This is a genomic window from Actinocrinis sp. (genome assembly GCF_035650855.1).
Classification (GTDB): Bacteria; Actinomycetota; Actinomycetes; order Streptomycetales; family Catenulisporaceae; genus Actinocrinis.
Genome location: NZ_DASRGV010000363.1, coordinates 1 through 25,506 on the forward strand (window position 1 = coordinate 1; position 25,506 = coordinate 25,506).

General features: G+C 71.3%; 16 protein-coding genes. 11 read left to right on the forward strand and 5 right to left on the reverse strand.

Annotated features, from left to right (window positions below; translation table 11 throughout):
* From VFB40_RS25440 to VFB40_RS25460, 5 genes are all read left to right on the forward strand, one after another.
* Positions 1-386 (forward strand): SRPBCC family protein (locus tag VFB40_RS25440; protein ID WP_324854973.1); only part of this gene is annotated, 386 nt, incomplete at its 5' end.
* 181 nt (positions 387-567) lie between these two features.
* Positions 568-1,080, forward strand: coding sequence for a hypothetical protein (locus VFB40_RS25445; RefSeq protein WP_324854974.1), 513 nt, complete (start codon positions 568-570; stop codon positions 1,078-1,080).
* A 150-nt stretch (positions 1,081-1,230) separates the two neighbouring features.
* Positions 1,231-1,605 carry a YciI family protein gene (locus VFB40_RS25450; RefSeq protein WP_324854976.1) on the forward strand — a complete coding sequence of 125 codons (375 nt, stop codon included), beginning with the start codon at positions 1,231-1,233 and terminating at the stop codon, positions 1,603-1,605.
* A gap of 7 nt (positions 1,606-1,612) precedes the next feature.
* Positions 1,613-2,899: an RNA polymerase sigma factor gene (locus VFB40_RS25455; protein WP_324854978.1), complete on the forward strand. Its 1,287-nt coding sequence runs from the start codon at positions 1,613-1,615 to the stop codon at positions 2,897-2,899.
* Between the two features lie 158 nt (positions 2,900-3,057).
* Entirely contained in the window at positions 3,058-3,312 is a 255-nt protein-coding gene (locus VFB40_RS25460; protein ID WP_324854980.1) for a S1 RNA-binding domain-containing protein, read from the forward strand.
* 73 nt (positions 3,313-3,385) lie between these two features.
* Here the strand turns inward: VFB40_RS25460 and VFB40_RS25465 are convergent, their stop codons facing one another.
* Complete coding sequence (locus VFB40_RS25465) at positions 3,386-5,773, reverse strand: MFS transporter (protein ID WP_324854982.1); 2,388 nt, start codon at positions 5,771-5,773, stop codon at positions 3,386-3,388.
* A gap of 104 nt (positions 5,774-5,877) precedes the next feature.
* The gene (locus VFB40_RS25470; protein WP_324854984.1) at positions 5,878-6,738 is read right to left on the reverse strand and encodes an aldo/keto reductase; all 861 of its coding nucleotides are present in this window, start codon (positions 6,736-6,738) and stop codon (positions 5,878-5,880) included.
* 117 nt (positions 6,739-6,855) lie between these two features.
* On the opposite strand from VFB40_RS25470, the gene VFB40_RS25475 reads away from it, so the two are divergent.
* From VFB40_RS25475 to VFB40_RS25485, 3 genes are all read left to right on the forward strand, one after another.
* Positions 6,856-7,743, forward strand: coding sequence for a LysR family transcriptional regulator (locus VFB40_RS25475; protein ID WP_324854986.1), 888 nt, complete (start codon positions 6,856-6,858; stop codon positions 7,741-7,743).
* Positions 7,744-7,829: 86 nt separating this feature from the next.
* Positions 7,830-10,250 (forward strand): FUSC family protein, encoded by a 2,421-nt coding sequence (locus VFB40_RS25480; RefSeq protein WP_324854988.1) that lies wholly within the window; start codon positions 7,830-7,832, stop codon positions 10,248-10,250.
* A gap of 110 nt (positions 10,251-10,360) precedes the next feature.
* On the forward strand, positions 10,361-11,566 hold the full coding sequence (locus VFB40_RS25485) for a glycosyltransferase (protein ID WP_324854990.1): 1,206 nt from the start codon (positions 10,361-10,363) through the stop codon (positions 11,564-11,566).
* Between the two features lie 75 nt (positions 11,567-11,641).
* On the opposite strand, the gene VFB40_RS25490 is transcribed toward VFB40_RS25485, so the two are convergent.
* From VFB40_RS25490 to VFB40_RS25500, 3 genes are all read right to left on the reverse strand, one after another.
* Positions 11,642-13,444, reverse strand: a complete 1,803-nt coding sequence (locus VFB40_RS25490) for a sialidase family protein (RefSeq protein ID WP_324854992.1) — start codon at positions 13,442-13,444, stop codon at positions 11,642-11,644.
* Positions 13,445-13,654: 210 nt separating this feature from the next.
* The gene (locus tag VFB40_RS25495) at positions 13,655-15,484 is read right to left on the reverse strand and encodes an NAD-binding protein (protein WP_324854994.1); all 1,830 of its coding nucleotides are present in this window, start codon (positions 15,482-15,484) and stop codon (positions 13,655-13,657) included.
* Between the two features lie 93 nt (positions 15,485-15,577).
* Positions 15,578-17,209 (reverse strand): MFS transporter, encoded by a 1,632-nt coding sequence (locus tag VFB40_RS25500; protein WP_414642151.1) that lies wholly within the window; start codon positions 17,207-17,209, stop codon positions 15,578-15,580.
* Positions 17,210-17,496: 287 nt separating this feature from the next.
* Between VFB40_RS25500 and VFB40_RS25505 the strand changes: the two genes are divergently transcribed.
* The 3 genes from VFB40_RS25505 (at position 17,497) to VFB40_RS25515 (ending at position 25,491) form a co-directional block, all read left to right on the forward strand.
* Positions 17,497-21,876, forward strand: coding sequence for a HAMP domain-containing hybrid sensor histidine kinase/response regulator (locus VFB40_RS25505; protein WP_324854998.1), 4,380 nt, complete (start codon positions 17,497-17,499; stop codon positions 21,874-21,876).
* Positions 21,877-21,935: 59 nt separating this feature from the next.
* Positions 21,936-24,479, forward strand: coding sequence for a SpoIIE family protein phosphatase (locus tag VFB40_RS25510; protein WP_324855000.1), 2,544 nt, complete (start codon positions 21,936-21,938; stop codon positions 24,477-24,479).
* A 64-nt stretch (positions 24,480-24,543) separates the two neighbouring features.
* The gene (locus VFB40_RS25515; protein WP_324855002.1) at positions 24,544-25,491 is read left to right on the forward strand and encodes a GNAT family N-acetyltransferase; all 948 of its coding nucleotides are present in this window, start codon (positions 24,544-24,546) and stop codon (positions 25,489-25,491) included.
* Positions 25,492-25,506: the final 15 nt, after the last annotated feature.

Consider the following 25,506-nt stretch of genomic DNA (forward strand, 5'->3'; position numbering starts at 1 on the left):
CCACGACCGACTGGGAGCGGCAGAGCGGGTGGATGCTGGGCACCCGGGTGCGCGGGACCGTGCACGGCGGGCGCGGCGTCGGTGGCGGCATCGAGGCGTGGACCGGCATCGGCCCGATCGGCTTCCTGGACACCATGGTGATCACGGCCTGGGAGCCGCCGCACCGCTGCCTGGTCGAGCACACCGGCCGGCTGCTCAAGGGCAGCGGCGCGTTCGAGGTGGCGGACGCCGGCCTCGGTGTCAGCAGGCTGACCTGGACCGAGGACATCAAGCTGCCGCTCGGCGTGCTCGGCCGGATCGGCTGGCCGCTGGTGCGCCCGGTGGTCCGGCTCGGCATCGCGCACTCGCTCGGCAAGCTCGCCGCGGCGGTTTCACACGGCGGCTGAGAGATGCGCTGCTCGGCCCGATCCGCGCGCGGCCGGGCGTTGACACTAAGTCAGTGGTCTCCTACGATCCGCGCTGGCGGTTAGGGGTAAAAACCCTGACTCGTCACGCAATACCCTTACCCATGCGCGTTTGCACCCCTTGGTTCGCAATTTCTTCCTCGCTGCGCCGAAGGAGTCGCTCATGACCGCACGTATGCGCGCGCTGATACCCGCGCTCGCCGCACTCGCCCTGGCCGGGCTGGCCGCGCCGGCCGCCTCCGCCGACCCGGTTCAGGACCCTATCCCGGTCGGCCCGAACATGTACTTCACCGCCGCCGTCAACCCGCAGGCCGCCTCCACCGGCACGGTGCCCGTCATCAAGGTGATCTGCCCCGGCCCTTACCAGCCGGGACAGACCGGTCACCCGATCTCCGGCCAGTACGTCGAGGCGTACGCGGTCGTCCCGCCGACCTCCAGCTTCGTCGGCTACACCGGCTCGGCCGCCGACCAGATCGACGCGCTGTTCAGCGGCGCGGTCCCCTCCACCGTCAACCCGCCCGTGGTGATCAAGAACTTCTTCGTGGAGGTGCCCATCCCGACCACGCTGAACCTGCCCTGCGGCGGCACGGGCACGGTCTCGTTCGTGCCGATCCCGACCAGCCCCACCGCGCAGGGGTACGCGGTGAAGGTGGATTACGCGAACATCGCCGTCTGAGCTCCGCCCGGCTCGCGTCTCGGGACCGGTCGGCCGAGAATCGGAGAGAAAATCTCGGGCACCGGTGTCGATCCGGCCGCCGGCCGTTCGTATAGAGGGTGAAGGCCGGCCGGAAGGCGGCCGCGAACCAGAGACGACCTGGAGCTTCCCATGAACAAGTACCTGCTCGGCATCTACACCCCCGAGGGCCCCGTGCCGCCGCCCGAGGTGCTCGGCCCGATCATGAAGGGCGTCGCCGACGTGATCCAGGAGGCCAAGGACGCCGGCGCCTGGGTCTTCAACGGCGGGCTGCACGCCCCGAGCACGGCCACGGTGCTGCGCCGCAAGGACGGCGACGTCCTGATGACCGACGGCCCGTTCATCGAGGGCAAGGAGTACCTGGGCGGGTTCACCATCGTCCAGGCGCCCGACCTGGACGGGGCGCTGGAGTGGGGCCGCAAGCTCGCCCAGGTGATCGGCCTGCCGATCGAGGTGCGGCCGTTCGTGGACGACTCCGGGCGCTTCGCCGAGCCGACCGGGCGCTGAGCGCGGCGTGGCGGCACCGGATCAGGGGACCGGCTCGGCGATCGAGCGGGTCTTCCGCGAGCAGTACGGCCGCGCGGTGGCGGTCCTGGTCCGCTCCTTCGGCGACATCGAGCTCGCCGAGGAGGCGGTCCAGGACGCCTTCGCGGTCGCGGCGGAGCGCTGGCCTGCCGACGGCGCTCCGCCGAGCCCGGCCGGATGGATCATCACCACCGCCCGCAACCGGGCGATCGACCGGCTGCGCCGGGAGTCTTCGCGGGAGGACCGGCAGACCAGGGCCGCGCTGCTGCTCGGCGGCTACGGGGGAACCGCCGGAACTGCGGGCATCAGCGGCGCGGTAGGAATCACAGGCGCCGAGGACAGCGCAGAGGAGGACGGCCCCGTGCACGACGACCGGCTGCGGCTGATCTTCACCTGCTGCCACCCGGCCCTCTCCCCCGAGGCGCGGGTCGCCCTGACGCTGCGTCTGCTCGGCGGTCTGAGCACAGCCGAGATCGCGCACGCGTTCCTCGTGCCGGAGCCGACGATGGCGCAGCGGCTGGTGCGTGCGAAAGGAAAGATCCGCGACGCGCGCATCCCGTACCGGGTGCCGAAGGAGGCTGATCTGCCGGACCGGCTGCGCGCCGTTCTCGCCGTCGTCTATCTGATCTTCAACGAGGGCTACACGGCCAGCTCCGGCGACCGGCTCGTGCGCGACGATCTGTGCGCGGAGGCGGTTAGGCTCGGCCGGCTGCTGGTCGAGCTGATGCCAGACGAGCCGGAGGCGCTCGGCCTGCTCGCGCTCATGCTGCTCACGCAGGCGCGCCGGTCCGCGCGCACCGGCCCGGACGGAAGCCTGGTGCCGCTGACCGAACAGGACCGCGAGCACTGGGACCGGGCGCTGATCGCCGAGGGCCGGGAACTGGTGCGCCGCTGCCTGAAGCGCGACCGGCCGGGCCCGTACCAACTCCAGGCCGCGATCAACGCAGTGCACTGCGACGCGCCGATCGCCGCAGCCACCGACTGGTCGCAGATCCTGCGCCTCTACGACCATTTGATGACGATCGCGCCGACTCCGGTCACGGCGCTCAACCGCGCGGTCGCGGTGGCGGAGGTCGACGGTCCGCAGGCGGCGCTCGGGCTCGTCGACTCCCTCGGGCTCGACGGATTCCACGTGTACCACGTCGTGCGCGCGGACCTGCTGCGCCGGCTAGGCCGCGCGAACGAAGCGTCGCTCGCTTATCAGTGCGCGATCGAGCTGACGCAGAACTCTGCGGAACAAGAATTCCTGCGGCGCAAGCAACGCGAGCTGAGCTAACATCGATCACATGACTGCCGGGTTGGTTCTTCGCCGCGTGCGACTGGACCGCGAGCGGAACGGTTACCCGGCTATCGCTTGATCACCGCGCGGGCCCGAGGCCCGCCCCCTGCGCCGATCCCGCATAGGCGGAGATTGCAGGGAGAGGAGGTGATCGCATGACCCGCCCGAAGCACAGCGTGGAACCAGCCGTCTGGAACGAATTCGTCGCTCGCCACGCGAGCGGCGGCGTCATCGACGGCACGGTGGTCAGCGTCGTTCCGTTCGGCGCGTTCGTCGACGTCGGCGACGGCGTCCACGGCCTGCTGCACGAGTCGGCCTGGGGCACCCGGCCCGAACCGGGATCGCGTGTCGCGGTGCGGATTCTCGCGCTCGACGTCGAGAACCGTCGCGTGAGCCTGACTCCCGCGTAACGCGGGCGTAGGCGGTAGGCGGTGCGGGGGCGGGCACTGAGCCCGTCCCCGCATCCTCACGCCCACCCGACCCTCAGTGCGCCCAGGCCTCTACCCCGGTGGTGACCCGCTCGCCGGTCTCAGCGGCCTGATCGATCGCGAGCGCGATGAGGTGGTCCTGGCAGGCCTGCGCGAGCGGGTACGGCTCCGGCCCCTCGTCGTGCACCCAGGCCGCGGTCGCGGCGAGGATGCTCGCGATCGCGATCTCCTCGTCCATCAGCCGCAGGCCGAGGAACGGGTTGCGGTACACCACCTCCCCGTCGAAGGAGAAGTGCTCGGTGTCGTGGCCGTCGAGGTTGAGGTCCTGGCCGAGTTGCGAGCGTACGAGCTGCGATTTCAGCACGGTGCGCGGGCCGGCCCAGCGCACGACCGTGTCGTCGGCCAGTTCGCCGTGGCTGCCGCGGATCACGATGCGGCGCAGGCGCAGCCGGTTGTGCCACTGGTTGCTTGTGAAGTCGTAGAGCCCTGAGGCACCGTTGCCGAAGTCGAGGGTCGCGAGCGTCGTCTCGGCATCCTTGGCCGACTCGTCGCCGGTCCAGCCGTCGCGGGTCAGCGGATCGAGCAGCGGCGCGGTGAATCGCGACGCCGTCACGCGCACCGGCTCGAAGTCCACGCCCAGCAGGCCCCTGATCATCGAGACCGCGTGGTATCCGTGCGTCGAGGAGACCTGCACCGAGGTCGGCCGGCCGATCGTGCCGCGCTCGACGAGTTCGCGCCGGGCCGCGTGGCCGGGCATGAGCAGGTACTGCTCGGCGACCTGCACCATCCGCCGCTCGCCGACCCGGGCCCACAGCGCGCGCAGGCCGTCGGCGTCCGGCGCGGGCGGGGTCTCGGCCAGCACCTTGACCCCGGCCTCCACCGCCGCGGCGATGACCTCGGGATTGGCCGGCCAGCTGACGCTGGTGACCACGAAGTCAGGGCTCTGCTTGGAGATCAGCTCCTGCGGCGAGAGGTACGCCGGCACCCGCCAGTGCGCGGTGATGCGCTCCGCGCTCCGCGCGCGACGCGCGGCGGCCCCGACCAGCGTGAGCCGGTCGGGCAGCAGGGCGGCGAGGCGCACGAAGAACTCCGCGCGCCAGCCGCTGCCGATGATGCCGAAGGTGGTGGGCGTCGGTGTGGTCACGCGGCGATCCTTTCGGGCGCTGCCTTTTCGCGCCGCGCCATGTCGCGGTCCTCCGGAGTATTCAACGCCTCTGCCGTGCGCCCGGTTCGACCGCGCTCGACGCGCACCGCGGTGATCGCCAGGGCGAGGCCGACGGCGCCGAGCGCGGCGGCCACCGCGTTGGGCGAGCCGTATCCGAACCCTGCCGCGATGGCCAGGCCGCCGAAGTAGGCGCCGATGGAGTTGGCGATGTTGAAGGCCGCCTGGATCGAGGCGGCGGCCAGGTTCGGCGCGCCGCCCGCCAGCGCTATAATCCGCCCCTGCAGCGTGGGCAGCCCGGCCAGCGAGCAGAGCGGGAACAGGAAGATCGCCGCCGGCGGTGACCCGGTTGTGGTCGGCGGCCAGGAACGCGATCGAGACCGCGATCTGCGCGCCGAGCGAGCACAGCAGCGTGCGCGCCGGCCAGCGGTCCGAGAGCGGCGCGCCGACCAGGTTGCCGATCGTCATGCCGAGGCCGAAGAGGGCGAGCAGCCAGGTCATGCTGGAGTCGGCGTAGTGGGCGACGTTCGTCATCATCGGGGTGATGTAGCTGAAGGTGGCGAACAGTCCGCCGCCGCCGACCATCGCCACGCCGAGCACCAGCCACACCTCCGGCTTGGCGAAGGCGCGCAGCTCGCCGCGCAGCGAGGACTGTGCGCCGCCGGCGGCCTCCGGCGCGGAAGCAGCGCCCTGTTCATCAGCACTCTGCGTCCGGGCTCCGGCATCCGCGGGCACGGCCAGCGCGACCGCGAGTACGGCGAGCACCGCGATGAGGCCGACGATCGCGTAGACGAGCCGCCAGCCGGCGTGCTGGCCGAGGATCGTGGTGAGCGGTACGCCGACGATGTTCGCCACGGTCAGCCCGGCGAACATCACCGCCATCGCGCTGTTGCTGCGCGTCTTGTCCACCAGGGAGCCGGCCACCACCGCGCCGGCGCCGAAGAACGCGCCGTGCGGCAGTCCGGTGGCGAACCGGGCGAGCAGCACGAGGCCGAAGCTGGGCGCCAGCGCCGAGAGCAGGTTGCCGGCCGCGAACCAGCTCATCAGCACCAGCAGCACGGGCTTGCGCCGGTACCGCACCGAGGCGGCGGTGAGCAGCGGCGCGCCCACCACCACCCCGAGCGCGTACGCGGAGATCAGCTCCCCGGCCCGCGGAATCGAGACGGACAGGTCGGAGGCGACCTGCGGCAGCAGGCCCATCACGACGAACTCCCCGGTGCCGATGGCGAATCCGCCGACGGCGAGGGAGAGCAGGGCACGGCGTACAGCGCCGGAAAGCATGTCGCTGCCAACTTCCTTGTGTCGGGACGGCGACGGCGCTGTCAGCCCCACCCAGTGCGTTCAGTTATTACCAAGGGTACCGGCCGGCCGGGCGCGCGAAGGAATCACGCGGCGTCGAGCCGGGCCACTTCCTCGGCGGACAGCTTCAGGTCCACGGCCTGCGCCGAGTCCTGGATCGTCTCGGGCCGCGAGGAGCCGGGGATCGGGATGACCACCGGCGCCTTGGCCAGCATCCAGGCCAGGCAGACCTGCTGCGGGCTGATCCCGTGCGCCTTGCCGACCTCGGCGAAGGCGCCGAACCTGGAGCCGAGGTCGCCGGCGCTCGAGATGCCGCCGAGCGGGCTCCACGGCAGGAACGCGATGCCGAGCCGCGCGCACAGCTCGAGCTCCGGCTCGCTGGAGCGGAACGAGGGCGAGAACTGGTTCTGCACGCTGACGAGGCGGCCGCCGAGGATCTCGTTGGCCTGCTGGATCTGCTGCGGGTTCGCGTTGGAGATGCCGGCCATCCGGATCTTGCCCGCGTCGAGCAGGTCGCGGATCGCGCCGACCGAGTCGGCGTAGGGCACGCGCGGGTCCGGGCGGTGGAACTGGTACAGCCCGATCGCCTCGACGCCCAGGCGCTTGAGCGAGGCGTCGCAGGCCTGCTTGAGGTACTCCGGCGAGCCGTTGACCGTCCAGCTGCCGTCCCCGGGACGCAGGTGGCCGCCCTTGGTCGCGATCAGCACATCCGAGGTGTCCCCGCCGTAGCTGGCCACCGCGCGGGCGATCAGGGACTCGTTGTGCCCGACCTCGTTCGCGTGCAGGTGGTAGGCGTCCGCGGTGTCGAACAGGGTGATTCCGGCGTCCAGCGCGGCGTGGATCGTGGCGATCGAGCGCTGCTCGTCCGGCCGTCCCTCGATCGACATCGGCATGCCGCCGAGACCGATGGCGCCGACCTGGACGTCGCCGATGCGGCGAGTCTGCATGGGGGTTCCTCCCGTATCTGACAGGTACAGTCCCAGCCTCCCTGCCCAGGATTAAGCTGTCCAACAGAGAAATCTGATGCCGCTCAGCACAGCTGCTGCTCAATAGGGGTGAGGGACGTGGAACTGCGCCAGCTGGAGCACTTCGTCGCGGTCGCGCAGGAGTGCCACTTCACCCGGGCGGCCAAGCGGCTGCACATCGCCCAGTCGGGCCTGTCCGCCTCGATCCGCTCGCTGGAGCGGGAACTGGGCGCTCCGCTGTTCCTGCGCAGCACCCGGCAGGTCCAGCTGACCCCGGCCGGCCAGGCGCTGCTGGGCGAGGCGCTGCGCGCGCTGTCGGCGAGCAACGCGGCGAAGGACGCGGTCGCCGCCGTGCAGGGCCTGCTACGCGGACGGCTCTCGATCGGCTCGCTGCAGTGCCTGCACGCGGTGCACGTGCCGACGCTGCTGGCCGGGTTCCTCTCCGAGCACCCCGGGCTGGAGATCCAGCTGCGGCAGGGCGGCTCGGACGAGCTGATCGAGCTGGTGCGCACCGGCCGGCTCGACGTGGCGTTCGTCTCCAAGCCCGGCTCCGGACGCTGCCCCGACGACGTGGTCATCCAGGCACTCGACCGCGAACCGCTGGCGCTGGCCTGCGCGCTCGACCACCCGCTGGCGGGCAACGGGCAGGTCAAGCTGGCCGACCTGGCCGAGGAGCAGTTCGTGGACTTCCCGGCGGACTGGGGCACCCGCGACCTGGCCGACCGGGTGCTGACCGCGGCCGGCATCGAGCGGCGGGTCGCCCTGGAGGTCACCGACGTGCACTCGCTGCTGGACCTGGTGGCGTACGGACTGGGCGTGGCGCTGGTGCCGCGGTCCTACTCGGTGAAGACTGACCGGGTGCGGTTCATCGAACTGGCCGGCGAGGTGCCCGCGTGGGAGACGGTCAGCGTCACGACCGACCCGACCAGCGCGGCCGCGGCCGCGCTGCTGCGCGAGGTGGACCGGGTGAAGGCGGCAGCCGGTTAATTCGCTTGTCAGTCAACGAAATTTCGGATACGCACCGTGCTAGACGGCTCTTCGAAGAGCGCGCGACAAGTCCCACGGAGGGGCCGATGCGGGGCATAGGGCAACTGAGGCGAAAACTCTGGAACTGGCTGACGACGCACGACCGCGGGCTGCTCGCGCTGCGCCGCGCGGGCCGGGCGGCGATCGTGATGCCGGTGCTGTTCGCGTTCTGCGCGAAGGTGCTCCACAACGGCGACATCGCGACCTACGCCGCGTTCGGCTCCTTCGCGATGCTGATGCTGGTCGACTTCGGCGGCTCGATGCGGGACCGGCTGCAGGCGCAGCTGACCCTCGCGGTCGCCAGCGCGGTGCTGGTGTGCCTGGGCACGCTGGCCTCGCGCGAGCAGTGGCTGGCGGCCGCGGCGATGACCCTGGTCGGCTTCGGTGCGCTGTTCGTCGGCGTGGTCAGCTCGGTGCTCGCCGGCGCGACCACCGCGCTGCTGCTCTCGTTCATCCTCCCGGTCTCGCTGGCCAGCAGGCCCGGGGTGATCCCGGACCGGCTGGCCGGCTGGGGCATCGCCACGGCCGCCGCGCTGCTCGCGGTCTCGCTGCTGTGGCCGGCGCCGGCGAGCGACCCGCTGCGCGGAAGGGCGGCGGCCGCGTGCCGGGCCATCGCGACCAGGCTGTACCTCTCGGTCTCGCTGCACCGCGCCGGGGTCGATGTGAAGTCCGCGCCGCAGTATCAGGCGGCGGTGACCGCGTCCGAGACCGCGATGGCCGATCTGAACCGCGTCTTCCTCGCCACGCCCAACCGGCCGACCGGGCTGAGCACCTCGGCGCGGGCCGTGGTGCGACTTGTCGACGAGCTGAGCTGGCTCAGCGCGATCCTGGCGCAGTCGCGCTCGCTCAACTGCGCCATGCCGAATCCGGCCGCGTGCAAGGTCAAGAACGCCGCCGCGGCGGTGCTGGAACGCGGCGCCGAACTCCTGGAATCGCCGCGGGCGAGCCTGGACGGCCTGCACGACGCCCTCACCGCGCTGCGCGAGGCGCTGACCAAGCTGGAACGCGACGCCATCGGCCAGCTGCCCATGCAGTCCACGGTGTTTGAAGGGGCACAGTTCGAAGGCGCCACGGTCTCCGGCGCGGCGGTTTCCGGTTCGGATGACGCGCCGCCCACGCCGGAGCAGCTGCGCCGGGCCGAGTCGATCATGCTGGACGAGCACGTCAGCGAGGTCATCGACGCGCTCGACCCGAGCTTCCGGGCGCAGGAGATCAGCTTCGTCGCCTCCCTGATCGGCCGCAACATCGAACTGGCCGCGCGGGCGGAGCGGCGCTCGTGGCTCGACCGGCTGCTCGGCCGCCAGCCCGAGGGCCTGCCCGGCACCCTGACGGCGGCTCAGGAACGCGCGGCGGCGCACGTCGAGCGGCACTCGGTCTGGCTGCACAACAGCGTGCGCGGCGCGGTCGGCCTCGGCCTTGCCGTGCTGGTCGCGAACCTGACGGGCGTTCAGCACTCCTTCTGGGTGGTGCTCGGCACCCTCTCCGTGCTGCGGTCGAGCGCGCTGAACACCGGGCTCAACGCGTTTCGCGCGGTCCTCGGCACCACCGCAGGCTTCGTCATCGGCGCGCTGCTGCTGTTCCCGATCGGCCACTCGACCGGGCTGCTGTGGTTCCTGCTGCCGCCCGCGATCGTGCTGGCCGGGATCGCCCCGGCGGCGATCTCCTTCGCCGCCGGGCAGGCCGGCTTCACCCTCGTCCTGGTCATCCTGTTCAACATCATCCAGCCGACCGGCTGGCGGGTCGGGCTGCTGCGGGTCGAGGACATCGCGATCGGCGCGGGCGTGAGCCTCGCGGTCGGCGTGCTGTTCTGGCCGCGCGGCGCGGCGGCGGCGCTGAGCAAGGCGCTGTCCGAGGCTTACGCGGACAGCGCGCGGTACCTCGCCGCGGCCGTCGAGTACGGGATGCTGCGCTTCGACATCACGGGAGCCGCGGCGGCCGGATCCGGCTCCTCGGTGGACGCCGCCACGCTCGTGCCGACCCAGCAGGCGGTCCGGGCCGCCGCGGCCGCGCGCCGGATGGACGACACGTTCCGCGAGTACCTGGTCGAGCGCGGTGCGAAGACGGTGCCGCTGGCCGAGATCACCAGACTGGTCAGCGGCGTGACCGCGCTGCGCCTCGCCGCCGACGCCGTCCTCGATCTCTGGCAGCGCGACGAGGACCCGGTCTCCGACGACCGCGCGTCGGCCCGGATGGAGCTGCTGCGCAGCGTCGAACACATCCGCAACTGGTACGACGACCTGGCGGGCAGCCTCGACGGCGAGCGGACCATCCCGCCCACCCTCGAGCGCGATCCGGAGGCGGACAACCGCCTGGTGCGCGCCGTGCAGCACGACCTGCGGGACGAGGACGGGAAGGCCACCGCCACCGCGGTCCGGATGATCTGGACCGGGGACCATCTCGAGGCGGTGCGCCGGCTCCAGCCCAGCCTGCTGCAGCCGGCGCTCGCGGCCAGGTCGGCCTCCTCGTGAGCTCGCCCGTTCCCGGGCGGTCCCGCGCCGCTCGGGAATGAGCAGGAAAGTTCACACGGAGTTTTCCCCGATATCCACGGTTACCGGCGTGGAAAGACCATGATGAACTGGTGTCTCACGAAATCGGGGTGCTCTCCCTTTATGAGGGCTTCTTCCGCGGCGGCGCCCGGATCCTCCACACCGACGTGCTCGCGGGCCTGCACGGCCGCGGTCAACGTCACCGCGTACTCAGCATCCACGAGAACGTTTACCGGGAGGCGACGTTCCAGCGGATGCGAGATGACGCCTGCTATCAGCGACTCGTCGCGGCGGGAATCCCGGTCACCGCGCTGCGCGGCGCGGAACGAGGCGCCGCCGACCGGAAATCGGCGCGCTTCGACGATCGGGAGCTGACACTCTTCGAGCGGGAGGCCGCCGCGACGCGGGTGGTGCTCACGCTCAAGGAACAGCCGCTACGGCTGGTGAACCAGGCCGGCTGGAGCGGGCCGCTGGTCACCTGCCTGCACCGCTCGGATCCGGAGAATCAGGGCTCCGCGCTCGCCGAACTGCGCGCCGCGGTGGCCGCCGGACGCGTCACGGCGCTGGTGTGCTGCGCGGAATCGACGAAGTCGGCCTACCGGGCCGCGGGCGTTCCCGACAGCCTGCTGCACGTGATCCCCAACGGCGTCGATCTGCGCCGGTTCCGGCCCGACCGGCTGGCCCGCGCGCGACTGCGCCGCTCGCTGGCCATCCCCGACGAGGCCCCGGTGGTCGCGTTCGCGGCGCGCTACGACGGCATGAAGAACGTGCCGCTGTTCCTCGCCGCCGCCGCGCGCTTCCTGGCCCGACGGCCGACGGCGCACGTGCTCATGTGCGGAACCGGCATGACGCGCGAGAACGAACAACTGCTCACCGACCTGCGCATCACAGGACTCGATGAATCCGGTCGCCTTCACCTGCTGGGCCCGCGCGACGACCCGCAGGCGCTCTTCGCCGCCGCCGACGTGGTCGCGCTCACGTCCACCTTCGGCGAGGCGGCGCCGCTGTGCCTGATCGAGGGGCTGCTGTGCGGTGCGATCCCGGTGGCGACCGACGTCGGCGACTGCGCCGCGATCGTGGCCGGCCGGGGGCTGCTCACCCCGCCTGACGCCGACGCGATCGCCGCGGCGTGGGGCGAGGCGCTGGCCCGTCGAAGCGAGTTCGCTCCCGCGCTGTTGGCAGCCAGGGAGCAGTTCGGCCGCCGCAGGATGCTCGCCGCCTACGCGGCGCTGATCTGGCGGGCCGGCGGACAAGGCACCCGGCGCCGCGTGCGGCGCGTGCTCGAACCGGTCGGCTGAACGCGCAAGCCCGCCTCGCGGAGGTCTCCGCGAGGCGGGCTTCGCCGGATCGACTAGATCAGAACTCTGTCACGGCTACCGGAAGATGTACACCGACTGCGTGACGACGTCCTGGTTCGGGTCGTTCACGCCCGGGTTGCCGCGGAAGTCGGTCCAGACCGGGTGCGCCTGGAAGTCCGGCCCCATCGCGATCGCCGTGTAGTCGCCGATGAACACGCCCTGCAGCACGTTGCCGGAGACCAGGCCGATCGAGACGAACTGCACCTGCGGGTTCTCGGTCTGCTTGGTCAGCCGCCGCTGCGGGTTGTGCCCGACCGACCAGCGGTCGCCGGAGACCATCGCGAAGTCCAGACCGATGCCCGCCGGGTCGTAGTAGCGGGTGTAGTAGCTGACCGCGATGTGCCCGTTGTACGCCGCGACGGCCGGGTACACCTCGTCGGTGCCGGCGCCCACGCTCTGCGCGGCCGACCAGGACAGCGCGCCGTGGCTGTGCGCTTCCGCCGAGATCAGCAGCGCGTTGCCGTTGGTGCGCACGGACACGCCGGAGGAGTTGTACAGGCCGTTGCGGTCGTCCGCCCAGGTCGCGTACAGCCGGTTCTGGACCCGGTCGTAGGTCAGCTGCGGGAAGGAGTTGAGCCGGAAGTTCTCCCCGGTCAGCGAGCTGTTGCCGATGTCCGCGTTGAACGGGAAGTCGAAGTCCTGCGCCGCCTCCTGGTTGGTGAAGGACTTGCCGCCGTCCCGGGACGTGGCGATGATCACCGCGTCGTGGTCGGTCGGCGCGTTGCAGGCCGCGGTCTGGCAGACGGAGTCCTCATAGGCGACGTACAGCGTGCCGTCGTTCGCCACCACCGGGTTGGTGCCGGTGCCGAACGGGGTGATGCCGGTCTTGAAGTTCGCCAGCGTCGGCGAGATGCCGACCGGGGCGGAGAAGTGCTTGCCGCCGTCGGTGGACTTCGCCTCGACCGTCGGCGAGGACAGGTAGTTGCCGGCCGCGTCGAAGGTGAACTGGGTCCAGGTCACGTAGACCGCGCCGGTGTGCTGGTCGACGGCGATCCATTCCTTGTCGTTGAAGATGTCGGTCGGGCCCTCGGTGCCGTTCGCGTTGAAGCCGTCCAGGTGCACGATGGTCGGGTCGCCGAAGGTCTTGCCGCCGTCGTGGGAGACGGAGACGGTGATGCCGCTGGCCGACTGCGAGCCGCCGTTGGCGGGCGCGGCCCGGGAGAAGACCAGGTTGGCGTAGTACACGGTGTTGTTCGGGCCGAAGGCGAGGGCCGGGTCGCCGGCCGAGTCGGCCAGGGAGAGCGGGGCGCTCGCGCCGGTCTGGAAGGTCAGGTGCGGCGCGAGGACGTTCTTCCAGGTCTTGCCGCCGTCAAAGGTCGTATACGCCCAGCCGGAGGCGTCGTTGCGCTGCTCTCGGCTGTTGAAGACGCGGTAGTCGTTGGAGCCGGACACCAGGTTGGCCGGGTTCCACGGGTTCTGCGTGACCGTCGTTTCGTTCTGCGCGGAGTCACAGCCGGTCTGGCTGCCCACCGGGACGACCGTGTCGCCCTTGATGACGTCCACGTTCGGGGCGAGCGCGGCATAGGGGTTCGGCTGGCCGAGGAAGGACGTGCACAGCGCCGAGACGCTCGGCGCGTCCGCCATCTCGTCGGTGCCGGAGACGAACTGCTCCTTCAGCAGCGGGTTGGGTGTCGTGTGGGTGCGGGCCGCGGCGCTGGCGTGGGCACGCTGGGCCACCTTCGCGGATTCGAGCGGGGCCGGATGGTCCCCGCCCGGCGAGCCGGTGGCCGCCGCGTTGGCGAATCCCGGGCTCACGGCGACAAGTGCGGCCGAGGCCGCGGCGATGAGCACGCCCTGAACTGGGCGTATGCGGTGCATGAGCTGGTCTCTCCCTCCCTTACGCCGCGGCCGGTCCGGCGCGGCGCGTTCGAGACACGGTTCCGCGTGATTTGCGGATCCGGCGACGTTCGAACGCTATGCGTGTGGATGATCGATGGCAATACTCTGCTGAGGCAGCGACCCATCGGGCCTACCCATACAACGCTTTACGTACGAACCGGGCACGAAACAGCGTGTTGACCACGCTGGTCAGCGGGCGGAGCGCGGGATCACGCCGCGGGGCGCGGTCGCTTCGGGCGCGAGGAGCGTCGGCGGCGTCACTTGGCCCGGCGAGAGGGAGTCGCGGCGCAGCAGCTGCAGCAGCTCCTCGTAGGGGCCGATGACGTAGGCCTGATCGCCGGCCCGGAACCGGGTTCCCCGCCGCGGCGGATACTCAAGCCCGCTGCCGGGGTCGCCGTCCGCGCGGCCGATGGCCACCACGCGGGTGCGCGCGGACAGCGAGCCCATCGCCAGCCCGTCCAGACCCCCGCCGGGCGCGACGGTCAGCCGGCCGACGAGCATCGGCTGGTGCCCGACGTAGAAGGTGCCGAGCACGTCGAGGCCGAGCGCGGCGCCGACGAACCAGGGCGCGGCGAGCGCGGCGGTGGAGCGGACCGAGCCGAAGCCGAAGCTGCGCTCCACGGTCTGGCCCAGCTGCTCGTCGAAGAGCCGCAGCACCACGGGAACCTGCGCCCAGCGCGCGCCGAGCTGGTCGCGCACCGCCAGGCCGGTCTCCAGGTTCACCAGGTCATCGCTGGTGAGCACCGCCACCGCCCGCGCGTCGGCGAGGTTGACCGCACGCAGCGCTTGCGGCTGGGTGGCGTCCGCGATGACCACCGGAACGCCCAGAGCGCGCATCTGCGCCAGGTACCGGTTGTCCTGGTTCTGTTCGACCACCACCACCCGCGCCTGCTCGGCCGCCAGCCGCTCGGCCACCCGCGCGCCGACCGAGCCGAGGCCGACCACCACGACGTGCCCGCGCAGCCCGGTCAGCCGCCCGCGCCCGAGCGCCTCCTCGATCCGGCGGCTGATCAGCAGGTTGGTGAGCATCGCGAAGAACACAGCGACCAGCATGGTGCCGACGATCATCAGCCCGATCGCGTAGACGCGCAGCCAGGCGGGCTGGTCGTGGAAGGAGAAGTCGCCGTAGCCGATGGTGGTGACCGTCTCCACGTTGAAGTAGAGCGCGTCGACCACGGTCATCCCGCGGCCGTCCGACCCGCGATATCCCATGCGCAGCACGGCGGTCGAGACCACGACGAGGGCGAACAGCCCGGCGAACGGGAGCAGCAGGCGTCGGTCGGCCGCCGCGAAGAACGAGCCGAACGCGGTGCGGATGCGGCTCAATAACCCCGGCCCGGAGTGGTGCTGCGCAGGCACCGCGCGATCGTGCGTCGGCGCGGGGACCAGCTCGGGTGTGCCGAGCAGGGTGACCGCGTCGCCCTCGTTCACCAGGTGGTCGCGGCCCGGGCACACGACAACCCGCGTGCTTCCGGCTGGGACGACCGCCACGGGAGCGAGGTCACCGTAGAGGGAACGCAGCGTCGCCTTTCTGCTTGCGGTCACCGTCACCGCGACGAACCGCTCCCCCGCCAGCTCGATCTCGTGCACGGCCGAGCGCAGGCAGGCCTCGACGACCGAGGGCGCGGACAGCCCGGCGACGTCGAGCACCGCGACGCCGATCCCCGCCATCGCCCGCCCGACCGCCGGATTGCGCAGCAGCACGACGACGCGCAGGTCCGGCCGCTGTTCGCGGGCGAGCAGCGCGGTCTCCAAGGTGTGCAGGTCGTCCTCCTGCACGCACACGATCGCCGACGCGCCGGCCAGTCCGACCGCTTCCAGCGTGCCGAGCCGCGCGCTGCCGACGACGTGCGGAACGCCCCAGTTGCGCACAACCGCCGTCATCCGCGGATCCGGGTCGTCGTCCAGGACTACTACGCGCACGCCGGCGAAACGCAGCTGCTCGACGGCGCGCAGCCCGACGCCGCGCAGGCCGCAGACGATGACGTGGCCGGTCCAGTCGTGACAACCGTCGGTCATCGGGTCATTGTCGCCGCCGCCCATGACCGTAAGTATCGCCGTTCTTTACCGAACGGTGTCCCTTTGCGCGCCCACGGGCTCCCTGGTGCCGGTCTACCGGTCGACAGGCTGCGGCTTTCCCCGGGACAGCGACGCGACCGCCGCGATCAAGGCCATCCCCGCGGCCGTGCCGAACACGATCGTCAGCCCATGATGGAACGGGCCTGATATGAGCTGTGGGAAGAAGTGGTTTCCGGTCAGGGCCGCGGCGTTGTGCGCCGGAAGGGTGTGCAGCACGCCGGAGGGGGCCAGCAGGTGTCCGATCGGGTTCTGCCCGAGGAAGGCGGCGAACAGCGTGGCGACCGGCGGGAGCGTCGCGACGCCGGCGGCCACTGGCGCCGGCACGCCCTGCGCCTGCAATCCCGTGGTCAGCGCGTGCGGCAGGCTCGAGGCCAGCCCGATGATCATCAGGGAGAAGAACACCCCGATGGACAGCGAGGTGCCCGAGTTCTGGAAGGTCGCGCGCATCCCGGAGGCGACGCCGCGCCGCTCCGGCGGTACCGCGCCCATGATCGACGAGGTGTTCGGCGCCGAGAACATGCCCTGTCCGACGCCGCTGACGAAGACCAGCACCGCGAACGCCGCGTACGAGAAATCCACCGGCAGAAGCAGCAGGCCGACGAACGCCCCCGCCATCAACACCAGGCCGCTGGTGGCGAAGAGGCGCGCGCCGAAACGGTCGGACAGGAATCCGCACAGCGGCCCGGCCACGAGGAACCCGGCCGTCAGCGGCAGCATGCTGATACCCGCCCACAGCGGCGTGTCCGCGAAGTCGTAGCCGTGCAGCGGCAGCCAGATGCCCTGCAGCCAGATGATCAGCATGAACTGCAGGCCGCCGCGGGCTATCGCGGTCAGCAGCGCGGCGGCGTTCCCGGCCGCGAAGGCGCGGATGCGGAACAGGCCGAGCTGGAACATCGGCTCGGCGACCCGGGTCTCGATCACGCCGAACAGGAGCAGCAGGACCACCCCGCCGCTCAGCAGCCCGAGCACCAGCGGGTTGGTCCACCCCGTCGACGCGCCGCCGTAGGGTTGGATGCCGTAGGTGATCGCGGCCAGCAGCGCCAGCGCGCCGCAGGTGAAAGTCAGGTTCCCGGGCCAGTCGATCCGCGCGGCCCTCGAGGTGCCGATCTCGCGCAGCGTGCGGTACGACCAGATGGTGCCGATGAAGCCGATCGGCACATTGATCCAGAAGACCGCGCGCCAGTCGATGGTCACCAGCACCCCGCCGGCGACCAGGCCGAGGAACTGCCCGGCCAGCGCCGAGATCTGGTTCACGCCGAGCGCCATGCCGCGCTGGTGCGCCGGGAAGGCGTCGGTGAGGATCGCCGCGGAGTTGGCCATCAGCATCGCGCCGCCGACCGCCTGCACGATGCGGAAACCGATCAGCCAGAGCGCGCCGCTCTGGCCGTGCAGCGGATCGAGGGAGAGCGCCAGCGAGGCGGCGCTGAAGACCGCGAAGCCCAGGTTGTAGATGCGCACCCGGCCGTAGATGTCGCCGAGCCGGCCGAGCGCCACCACCAGCACCGCGGTGACCAGCAGGTAGCCCATGATCATCCACAGCAGGTAGCCGATGTTCCCGGCGGCGAGGGGGTCGAGCCCGATGCCGCGGAAGATGGCCGGCAGCGCGATGATCACGATCGAGCCGTCGAGCACCGCCATGAACACCCCGAGCGTGGTGTTCGACAGCGCGACCCACTTGTAGCGCGGCCCCGGCTCCCCCTGCCGCGCCGGGTCGCGGCTCGGGGGCGGGGCTGAGGCGTCGAGGCGCTGCTGAGTAGTGCTCACAATCGACCACCTTACGAAAGCTTAGTTAGGGTAAGCAAGGTCTAGGGCGGACGATCCAGTGAACGGCGGCGCGCTCCTCGATCGGCCCGAAGATTCTCGAAATCGGCTCGCATGGAACCGGTGATCACGGGTATCCGGGCCGTTCGCGTTGTGGGTCGCCTAACGGCGAAGAGGGATAGGGACGCTTAATGGCCGGCAGGGCTGGTGGCGACACGGTCACAAGGGTTCGGGGCACTGCCGCGAACTCGGCGAAGATCGCGGAGGGGGCCGAGGCGGCGGGGCTACGCCAGCTGCTGGCCGGGCTGACCGCGGTGCGGGACGGGGACTTCGGCACGCAGCTGCCGGAGACCGGCGAGGGGGTGATGGGCGAGATCGAGACCGTGTTCAACGGCATGGTCGCGCAGCTGTCCCTGTTCACCTCCGAAGTCACCCGCGTCGCCCGCGAAGTGGGCACGGAAGGGCGACTGGGCGGTCAGGCGGAGGTGCCGGGGGTGTCGGGCACCTGGAAGGATCTGACCGACTCGGTGAACGCGATGGCCGGCAACCTGACCACCCAGGTGCGCGACATCGCGCAGGTGGCGACGGCGGTGGCCAAGGGCGACCTGACCCAGAAGATGGACGTCGCGGCCCGCGGCGAGATCCTGGAGCTCAAGAACACCCTCAACACGATGGTCGACCAGCTCTCCTCCTTCGCCGCCGAGGTCACCCGAGTCGCCCGAGAAGTCGGCACCGAGGGAAACCTCGGCGGCCAGGCGCAGGTCCCCGGCGTCGCCGGAACCTGGCGCGACCTGACCGACTCGGTGAACTTCATGGCGGGCAACCTGACCGCCCAGGTGCGGTCGATCGCCGCGGTCGCCACCGCGGTCGCGAAGGGCGACCTGACCCAGAAGATCGACGTCGCGGCCCGCGGCGAGATCCAGGAGCTCAAGAACACCCTCAACACGATGGTCGACCAGCTCTCCTCCTTCGCCGCCGAGGTCACGCGTGTGGCCCGTGAGGTCGGCACCGAAGGGCGGCTGGGCGGCCAGGCCGACGTCAAGGGCGTATCAGGGACCTGGAAGGACCTGACCGAGTCCGTCAACGTCATGGCCGACAACCTCACCGCCCAGGTGCGTTCGATCGCCGAAGTCACCACGGCGGTCGCGAAGGGCGACCTGACCCAGAAGATCCGCGTCGACGCGCGCGGGGAGATCCTGGAGCTGAAGGAGACCATCAACACGATGGTCGACCAGCTCTCGGCGTTCGCGGACGAGGTCACCCGCGTGGCCCGCGAGGTCGGCACCGAGGGAAACCTCGGCGGCCAGGCCACCGTGCGCGGCGTATCAGGAACCTGGGAAAACCTGACCGACAACGTCAACGTCATGGCCTCCAACCTGACCAACCAGGTGCGCTCCATCGCGCAGGTCGCGGAGGCGGTGGCCAAGGGCGACCTGACCCGCAAGATCACCGTCGAGGCCAAGGGCGAGGTGGCGGCGCTGGCCGACGTCATCAACACCATGGTCGACACGCTCTCGGCGTTCGCGGACGAGGTCACCCGCGTGGCCCGCGAGGTCGGCACCGAGGGAAACCTCGGCGGCCAGGCCACCGTGCGCGGCGTATCAGGAACCTGGAAGGACCTGACCGACAACGTCAACGTGATGGCGAACAACCTGACCAACCAGGTGCGCTCCATCGCGCAGGTCACCACGGCGGTCGCGCAGGGCGACCTGACCAAGAAGATCGACGTCGACGCGCGCGGCGAGATCCTGGCCCTGAAGACCACCATCAACACGATGGTCGACCAGCTCTCCTCCTTCGCCGCGGAGGTCACCCGCGTGGCCCGCGAGGTGGGCAGCGAGGGAAGGCTGGGCGGACAGGCCGAGGTCGAGGGCGTGTCAGGGACTTGGAAGCGGCTTACCGAGAACGTCAACGAGCTGGCCGGGAACCTGACCCGGCAGGTGCGTGCGATCGCCGAGGTCACCAGCGCGGTCGCGGAGGGCGACCTCACCCGCTCGATCACCGTGGACGCCTCGGGAGAGGTCTCCGAACTCAAGGACAACATCAACGCGATGGTGGAATCGCTGCGCGAGACCACCCGGGCGAACCGGGACCAGGACTGGCTCAAGTCGAACCTGGCCGGGATCAGCGGCCTGATGCAGGGTCAGCGAGACCTGTCGGTGGTCGCCGAGCTGATCATGGACGAGCTGGCCCCGCTGGTCGGCGCGCAGTACGGCGCGTTCTTCCTGGCCGAGGACGCGCCGAGCGGCACCGAGCTGCGGCTGATCGGCTCGTACGGCGATCCGGGCGGCCGGCCCACCCGGTTCCGGCTCGGCCAGTCGCTCATCGGTCAGGCGGCGCGCAGCCGGCGGATCATCGCGGTCGACGACGTGCCGCCCGGCTACGTGGCGATCAGCTCCGGGCTCGGCGAGACCGCGCCGTCCAACCTCGTGGTGCTGCCGATCGTGGTCGAGGAGCAGGTGCTCGGCGTGATCGAGCTGGCCTCGGTGCACGCGTTCACCCCGGTGCACCGGGCGTTCCTCGAGCAGCTGATGGAGAACATCGGCGTCAACGTGAACACCATCGTGGCCAACGCCCGCACCGACGAGCTGCTCGTCGAGTCGCAGCGCCTGGCCGCCGAGCTGCAGGCCCGTTCCGAGGAGCTGCAGGTGCGGCAGGAGGAGTTGCAGAGCTCGAACGCCGAGCTGGAGGAGAAGGCGGCGCTGCTGGCGACGCAGAACCGCGACATCGAGGCCAAGAACCTGGAGATCGAGAACGCCAGGCAGGAGCTCGAGGCGCGCGCCCAGCAGCTCGCGCTGGCCTCCAAGTACAAGTCTGAGTTCCTGGCCAACATGAGCCACGAGCTGCGCACCCCGCTCAACAGCCTGCTGATCCTCGCGCAGCTGCTCGCGCAGAACCCGACCCGCAACCTGACGCCGAAGCAGGTCGAGTATGCCGGGGTGATCCACTCCGCGGGCTCGGACCTGCTGCAGCTGATCAACGACATCCTGGACCTGTCCAAGGTCGAGGCGGGCAAGATGGACGTGGACCCGGAGCGGGTCTCGCTGCGCCGTCTGCTGGATTACGTCGAGGCCACGTTCCACCCGTTGACCACGCAGAAGGGCCTGGAGTTCCGGGTGCGCACGGCCAGCGACGTGCCCGGCGAGCTGCTGACCGACGACTCGCGGCTGCGGCAGGTGCTGCGCAACCTGCTGTCCAACGCGGTGAAGTTCACCGAGGCCGGCAGCGTCGAGCTGAGCATCGAGCCGGCCTCCGCGCAAGAACTGCCGCCGGCCGCGCGGCGCAACGGCCCGGCGCTGGCGTTCCGGGTGCGCGACACCGGCATCGGCATCCCGGACCAGCAGCTGGAGACCATCTTCGGCGCGTTCCAGCAGGCCGACGGCACCACCAGCCGCAAGTACGGCGGCACCGGCCTTGGCCTGTCCATCAGCCGGGAGATCGCACAGCTGCTCGGCGGGGCGATCACCGCGCACAGCGCGGTCGGCGAGGGCAGCACCTTCACGCTGTACCTCCCCGTCGCGCACCCGGACTGGGCCTCGCTCCCGCTGCAGCCGGCCGCGGCGCAGCCGCAGGCCGAGTCGGTGTCAGTGGTCGAATCCGAGGCGGTGGGCCGGCGCGACCGCGCGCGGCGCCCGGCTGGCGGCGCGGCCGCGGCCGCGGCGGTGACGGTCACCTCCATCCCGCAGGACCCTGATGACGGTCCGGCGCCCGGAGCGCGCCGGCTGCTGGTGATCGAGGACCGGCCGCGCGGACTGCTCTCGCTGGTCGCCGAGAGCGCGGTCGCGGATCTCGCGGACAACAGGCCGCTGCTGGACGGGCGCGGCCCGGTGCAGATCCGCACCGCGGTGGGCGCGCAGGAGGCCGCGGCGGCGCTGGCGACCGAGCCGTACCACTGCGTGGTCCTGGAGCTGAACATGGCCGACGAGGGCGCGGCGCGGTTCCTGCAGGCCCGCAGCGACGATCCGGCGCTGCACGCGATCCCGGTCCTGGCGCACCACAACCGGCGGCTCGACGCGGAGCAGGAGCGGCTGATCCAGGCGCACGCCCAGGTCTATCCGCTGGAGCTGCTGCCGAGCCTCGACGAGCTGCGCGAGCGCATCGCGCTGCACCTGACCGCGGAGCGCCCCGCGGACGTGGTGCCGCTGGCGAGCACGGAGAGCCGGCAGCCGGCCGAACTGCCGGAGAGCGACAGCCGGCTGGCCGGGCGCACGGTCCTGGTCGTGGACGACGACGCGCGCAACGTGTTCGCGCTGACCGGGATGCTGGAGTTCCACGGCATGCGGGTGCTCAACGCGGAGAACGGCGTCAAGGGCATCGAGGTGCTGCGCAGCGATCCGAGCATCGAGCTGATCCTGATGGACGTGATGATGCCGGAGATGGACGGCTACGAGGCGACCGCGCGGATCCGGTCCATGCCGGAGCGCGCGGACCTGCCGATCATCGCGGTGACCGCCAAGGCCATGCAGGGCGACCGGGAGAAGAGCCTGGCCGCCGGCGCCAGCGACTACGTGACCAAGCCGGTGGACGCGGCCGTGCTCATCGACTGCATCCGCCGCGCGCTGAAGCTGTGAGGCCCGGCGCCTTGAGAGTCCGACCGCAGAACCGACAGAGGGCGAACCGGCACTGAATCATGACCCTTACCCCTACTCCCCCACTCGGCGGCGATTCGGCGGCTGAGCCCGACGAAGCCGCCGAGACCGCCGAGACCGCCGCCGGGTCGAGCGAGGTGGTCACGCCGGGCATCGGCAGGCTGGCCGCCACGGTCGACCGGTTGCGCGGGCAGTTGCGGAACGCTGAGACGACGGCGGACGCCCGGGCTCTGGTCGAGCTGGCCAAGGGCATCCTGATGGAGCGGCTGCGCTGCGGCCAGGCCGACGCGGCGAAGCAGCTCGACGTGCTGTCCGAGCGCAGCGGGCTGCCGGCGCTCGAGCTGGCCGCGGACCTGGTCAACGAGATCTCCAACGACCCGCTCACCCGCATCGCCCGAGAGCACCCCGGCTCGGCCGCCGGCGCGGTCCGCACCCCGGACGACTCAGACGTCGACGCCGCGATCGCGGCGTTCTCCGGCTCCCCCGCCGTGGTGTTCTCAGAGCCCGAAGCCAGCCCGGGCGCGCGGCTTCGCACCGCCGAGTCCGGCGTGATCAGCGCCACCGACGCGCACGCCGCGGCCCAGTCGCTCAAGCAGCACGCGCTCGGGCCGCTCGGCGCGGAGGCGGTCGCCATCTGGGAGCTGGGCACCGACGGTTCCCTCGTGCTGGCCGGATACGCCGGATTCAGCCCCGCGGAGGCGCAGCGCTGGCGGCACGTTCCGCCGCACGTCGCCACGCTGGCCCGCCGAGCCGTCGTCGAACGCGGCCTGCAGTTCATCATGGACGCCTCGGACTGCGACGTGCCCAGCATCGGAGCGAATCGGCGGGACGACGCCGGGGGCCGGGTGGCCCTGCCCGCCGAGCTCGGCGGGCGGGTGCTCGGCGTGTTGGAGGTCTGCTGGCCGCAATCCATAGGCGACCTGCAGCCGGTGGTCATCAGGCAGCTGGAGGCCCTCGCCGAACTGTGCGCCTACACCCTCGACGGCGGCCAGCAGATCGCCGCGCACACCACCCCACGCGCCGGGGCCCCCGCGGCTACGCGGGGCCGAGCCGCCGATCCGCAGCTCACCGACCTCGTCGACACCCTGCTCGACCCGGCGCTCATTCTCAGCCCCCTGCATGACGCGGAGGGCCGGCTCGTTGACTTCACCATCGAATACACGAATGAGAACTTCGCGGATCCGGCCGGGCGGCCGCGCGCGGTGGTGACCGGCCTTCCGCTGCTTGAGGCCTACCCGCTGGCCGCGGAGCCCGGCGCGCTCTTCGACAAGGTCGAGCACGTATACGCGACCGGCGAGCCGTTCAGCACCGAGCAGCTGGTGCTCAACTCGCGCATCGACCAGGTGCCGGTCTCCTCCGTCGCGGCGGTAGGCATCAGCCGGCTCGGCCGCAGCGTGCTGCTGACCTGGCGGCTGCAGGACGAGGCGGCCAGGCTGGCGACGCTGCTGCAGCACGCGCAGCGGCTGGGCCGGATCGGCGGCTTCGAGGAGAACCTGGTCACCGGCGAGACGACGTGGAACGCCCAGCTGTTCGACCTCTACGGCCTGCCGCCCACCGCGCAGCCGATCCCGCTGGGCCGGCTGGAGAACCACGCGCACCCGGACGACGCGGACGCGCTGAGCCGGTTCCTTCGTGCCCTGATGCACCGCCACGCGGCCGCGTCGGCCGCCTTCCGGCTCCAGCGCCCGGACGGCGTGCTGCGCTACATCCGGATCGTCGCCGAGCCCGTCGTGGACGACGCCGGCCTGCTCATCGCGGTGCGCGGCGCGTGTCAGGACATTTCATCGCAGCACTGGACCGAGATCGCGCTGGCGGCCACCCGGGACCAGCTGGCGCACACGGAGCAGGAGGCGGCCGAGCGCAACCGGCTCGCGCTGCGCCTGCAGCGGGCCATCATGCCCTCGGCGCCGCGGCCCGTCGACGCGGCCGGTCTGGACATCGCGGTGCGCTACCGTCCGGCCGAGACGGACCACCTGGTCGGCGGCGACTGGTACGACGCGGTCGTGCTGCCCACGGAGCAGATCCTGCTGGCCGTCGGCGACGTCGCTGGCCACGGCATCGACGCGGCCACCGACATGGTGGCGCTGCGCAACGCCCTGCGCGGCCTCGCGGCCACCGGGGCCGGCCCGGCGCAGCTGCTCAGCTGGCTCAACACGGTCGCCCACCACCTGACCGACCACGTCACCGCGACCGCCGTGTGCGGCATCTACGACCCGAGCAGCCAGACGCTGCGCTGGGCGCGCGCGGGTCACCCGCCGCCCCTGCTGATCCGCGACGGCCGCGCCACCGCGCTGCCCCTGCCGACCGGCATGCTGCTCGGCGCGACCAGCGAGGCCCACTACGACGAGCAGGAGCTCACCCTGCATCCCGGTGACACGCTGATGATGTACACGGACGGACTGATCGAGCGGAAAGACTCCTCGCTGGACCAGTCGCTGGAGCACCTGCGCGCGGCGGCCCAGGTCGCGGTTCCCGCGCTCGGCGAGCAGCTGGACTACCTGCTCAGGCACAGCAATGCGGACACGGACGACGACACCTGCCTTATCGGCGTTCGGCTGCGGGAGGAAGCCGCCGCGAGTGCGTAGTCGCCGCGGGCGGAAGCGGAAAATGGTTCGACGGCTTCGCGCTGCCCTGGCACAGTGGCGCGCCATGAGTGACGCCGATCTTGTGACCGCTGCGGACGTGCGGCTCATGCAGGGCTTGGCGCAGCGGGTCACGGCCGTGCGGCTCGACCTGGTCAACAGCGACGCGTCGTATGGCGAGCTGGCCTGGATCTGGGGCAAGGGCCACGCGTGCGTCGGCGAGAGCTGGCGGCGGCGGCTGTGGTTCTCCGGTGACGATCTGGTCGGCTGGGGCTGGGCCGCGCTGCCGCACCGGGTGCGGCGCAACGACGGTTCGGTGAAGGACGTCACCGGCGCCTGTCTGGCGTATCAGGTTCATCCCGGCCACAGCGAGCTGGTCGACGAGGTGATCGACTGGTACGACGGTTTGACGCCCGGACTTGAGCGCACGGTGGTCGCGCAGGCTGCTGACAAGGCCGCCTTGGAGCGGTGGGCCGCGCATGGCTATGTGCCCGATCCGGACTCGTTCGGCGACACCGGCTCGTGGACTCAGCTCAATGTGCGGGATCTGGACGACGTGGAGCTGCCGGTGCTGCCGGAGGGGTTCCGATTCCGCACCGCGGACGAGGCCGGGCCGCAGGCCGTGGTCCAGGCGCACGTGGATGCCTGGGCGCCGTCGCCGTATACGGTCGAGGCCTACGAAGGCGTGCGGAGAACGCCGCCCTATCGCGGGGACCTGCACGTGCTGGTCGAGGCGCCGGACGGAGTCATGGCCGCATCGGCGATCATGTGGCTCGACGAGGCGAACCGGACAGCCGAGTTCGAGCCGGTCGGGACGCATCCGCACTACCGGCGGCGCGGCCTCGGCCGGGCGCTGCTGCTGCACGGAATGCAGCGGGCGCGAGCGGCCGGCGCCACTCACATGACGGTCGCCTGCCTGGGCGCGCCGGGACATCGCGCGGCGCGTGGGCTGTACTACAGCGTCGGGTTCCGGCAGTTCTCCCGAGACGTGCCGCTCATCAAGACAGAGGGCTGACGCGTGGCGGGAACC

Coding starts and splice junctions, on each gene's coding strand:
- VFB40_RS25445 (WP_324854974.1), top strand. CDS start 568: ATGACCGCACGTATGCGCGCGCTGATACCCGCGCTCGCCGCACTCGCC.
- VFB40_RS25450 (WP_324854976.1), top strand. CDS start 1,231: ATGAACAAGTACCTGCTCGGCATCTACACCCCCGAGGGCCCCGTGCCG.
- VFB40_RS25460 (WP_324854980.1), top strand. CDS start 3,058: ATGACCCGCCCGAAGCACAGCGTGGAACCAGCCGTCTGGAACGAATTC.
- VFB40_RS25465 (WP_324854982.1), bottom strand. CDS start 5,773: ATGCTTTCCGGCGCTGTACGCCGTGCCCTGCTCTCCCTCGCCGTCGGC.
- VFB40_RS25470 (WP_324854984.1), bottom strand. CDS start 6,738: ATGCAGACTCGCCGCATCGGCGACGTCCAGGTCGGCGCCATCGGTCTC.
- VFB40_RS25480 (WP_324854988.1), top strand. CDS start 7,830: ATGCGGGGCATAGGGCAACTGAGGCGAAAACTCTGGAACTGGCTGACG.
- VFB40_RS25490 (WP_324854992.1), bottom strand. CDS start 13,444: ATGCACCGCATACGCCCAGTTCAGGGCGTGCTCATCGCCGCGGCCTCG.
- VFB40_RS25495 (WP_324854994.1), bottom strand. CDS start 15,484: ATGACCGACGGTTGTCACGACTGGACCGGCCACGTCATCGTCTGCGGC.
- VFB40_RS25505 (WP_324854998.1), top strand. CDS start 17,497: ATGGCCGGCAGGGCTGGTGGCGACACGGTCACAAGGGTTCGGGGCACT.
- VFB40_RS25510 (WP_324855000.1), top strand. CDS start 21,936: ATGACCCTTACCCCTACTCCCCCACTCGGCGGCGATTCGGCGGCTGAG.
- VFB40_RS25515 (WP_324855002.1), top strand. CDS start 24,544: ATGAGTGACGCCGATCTTGTGACCGCTGCGGACGTGCGGCTCATGCAG.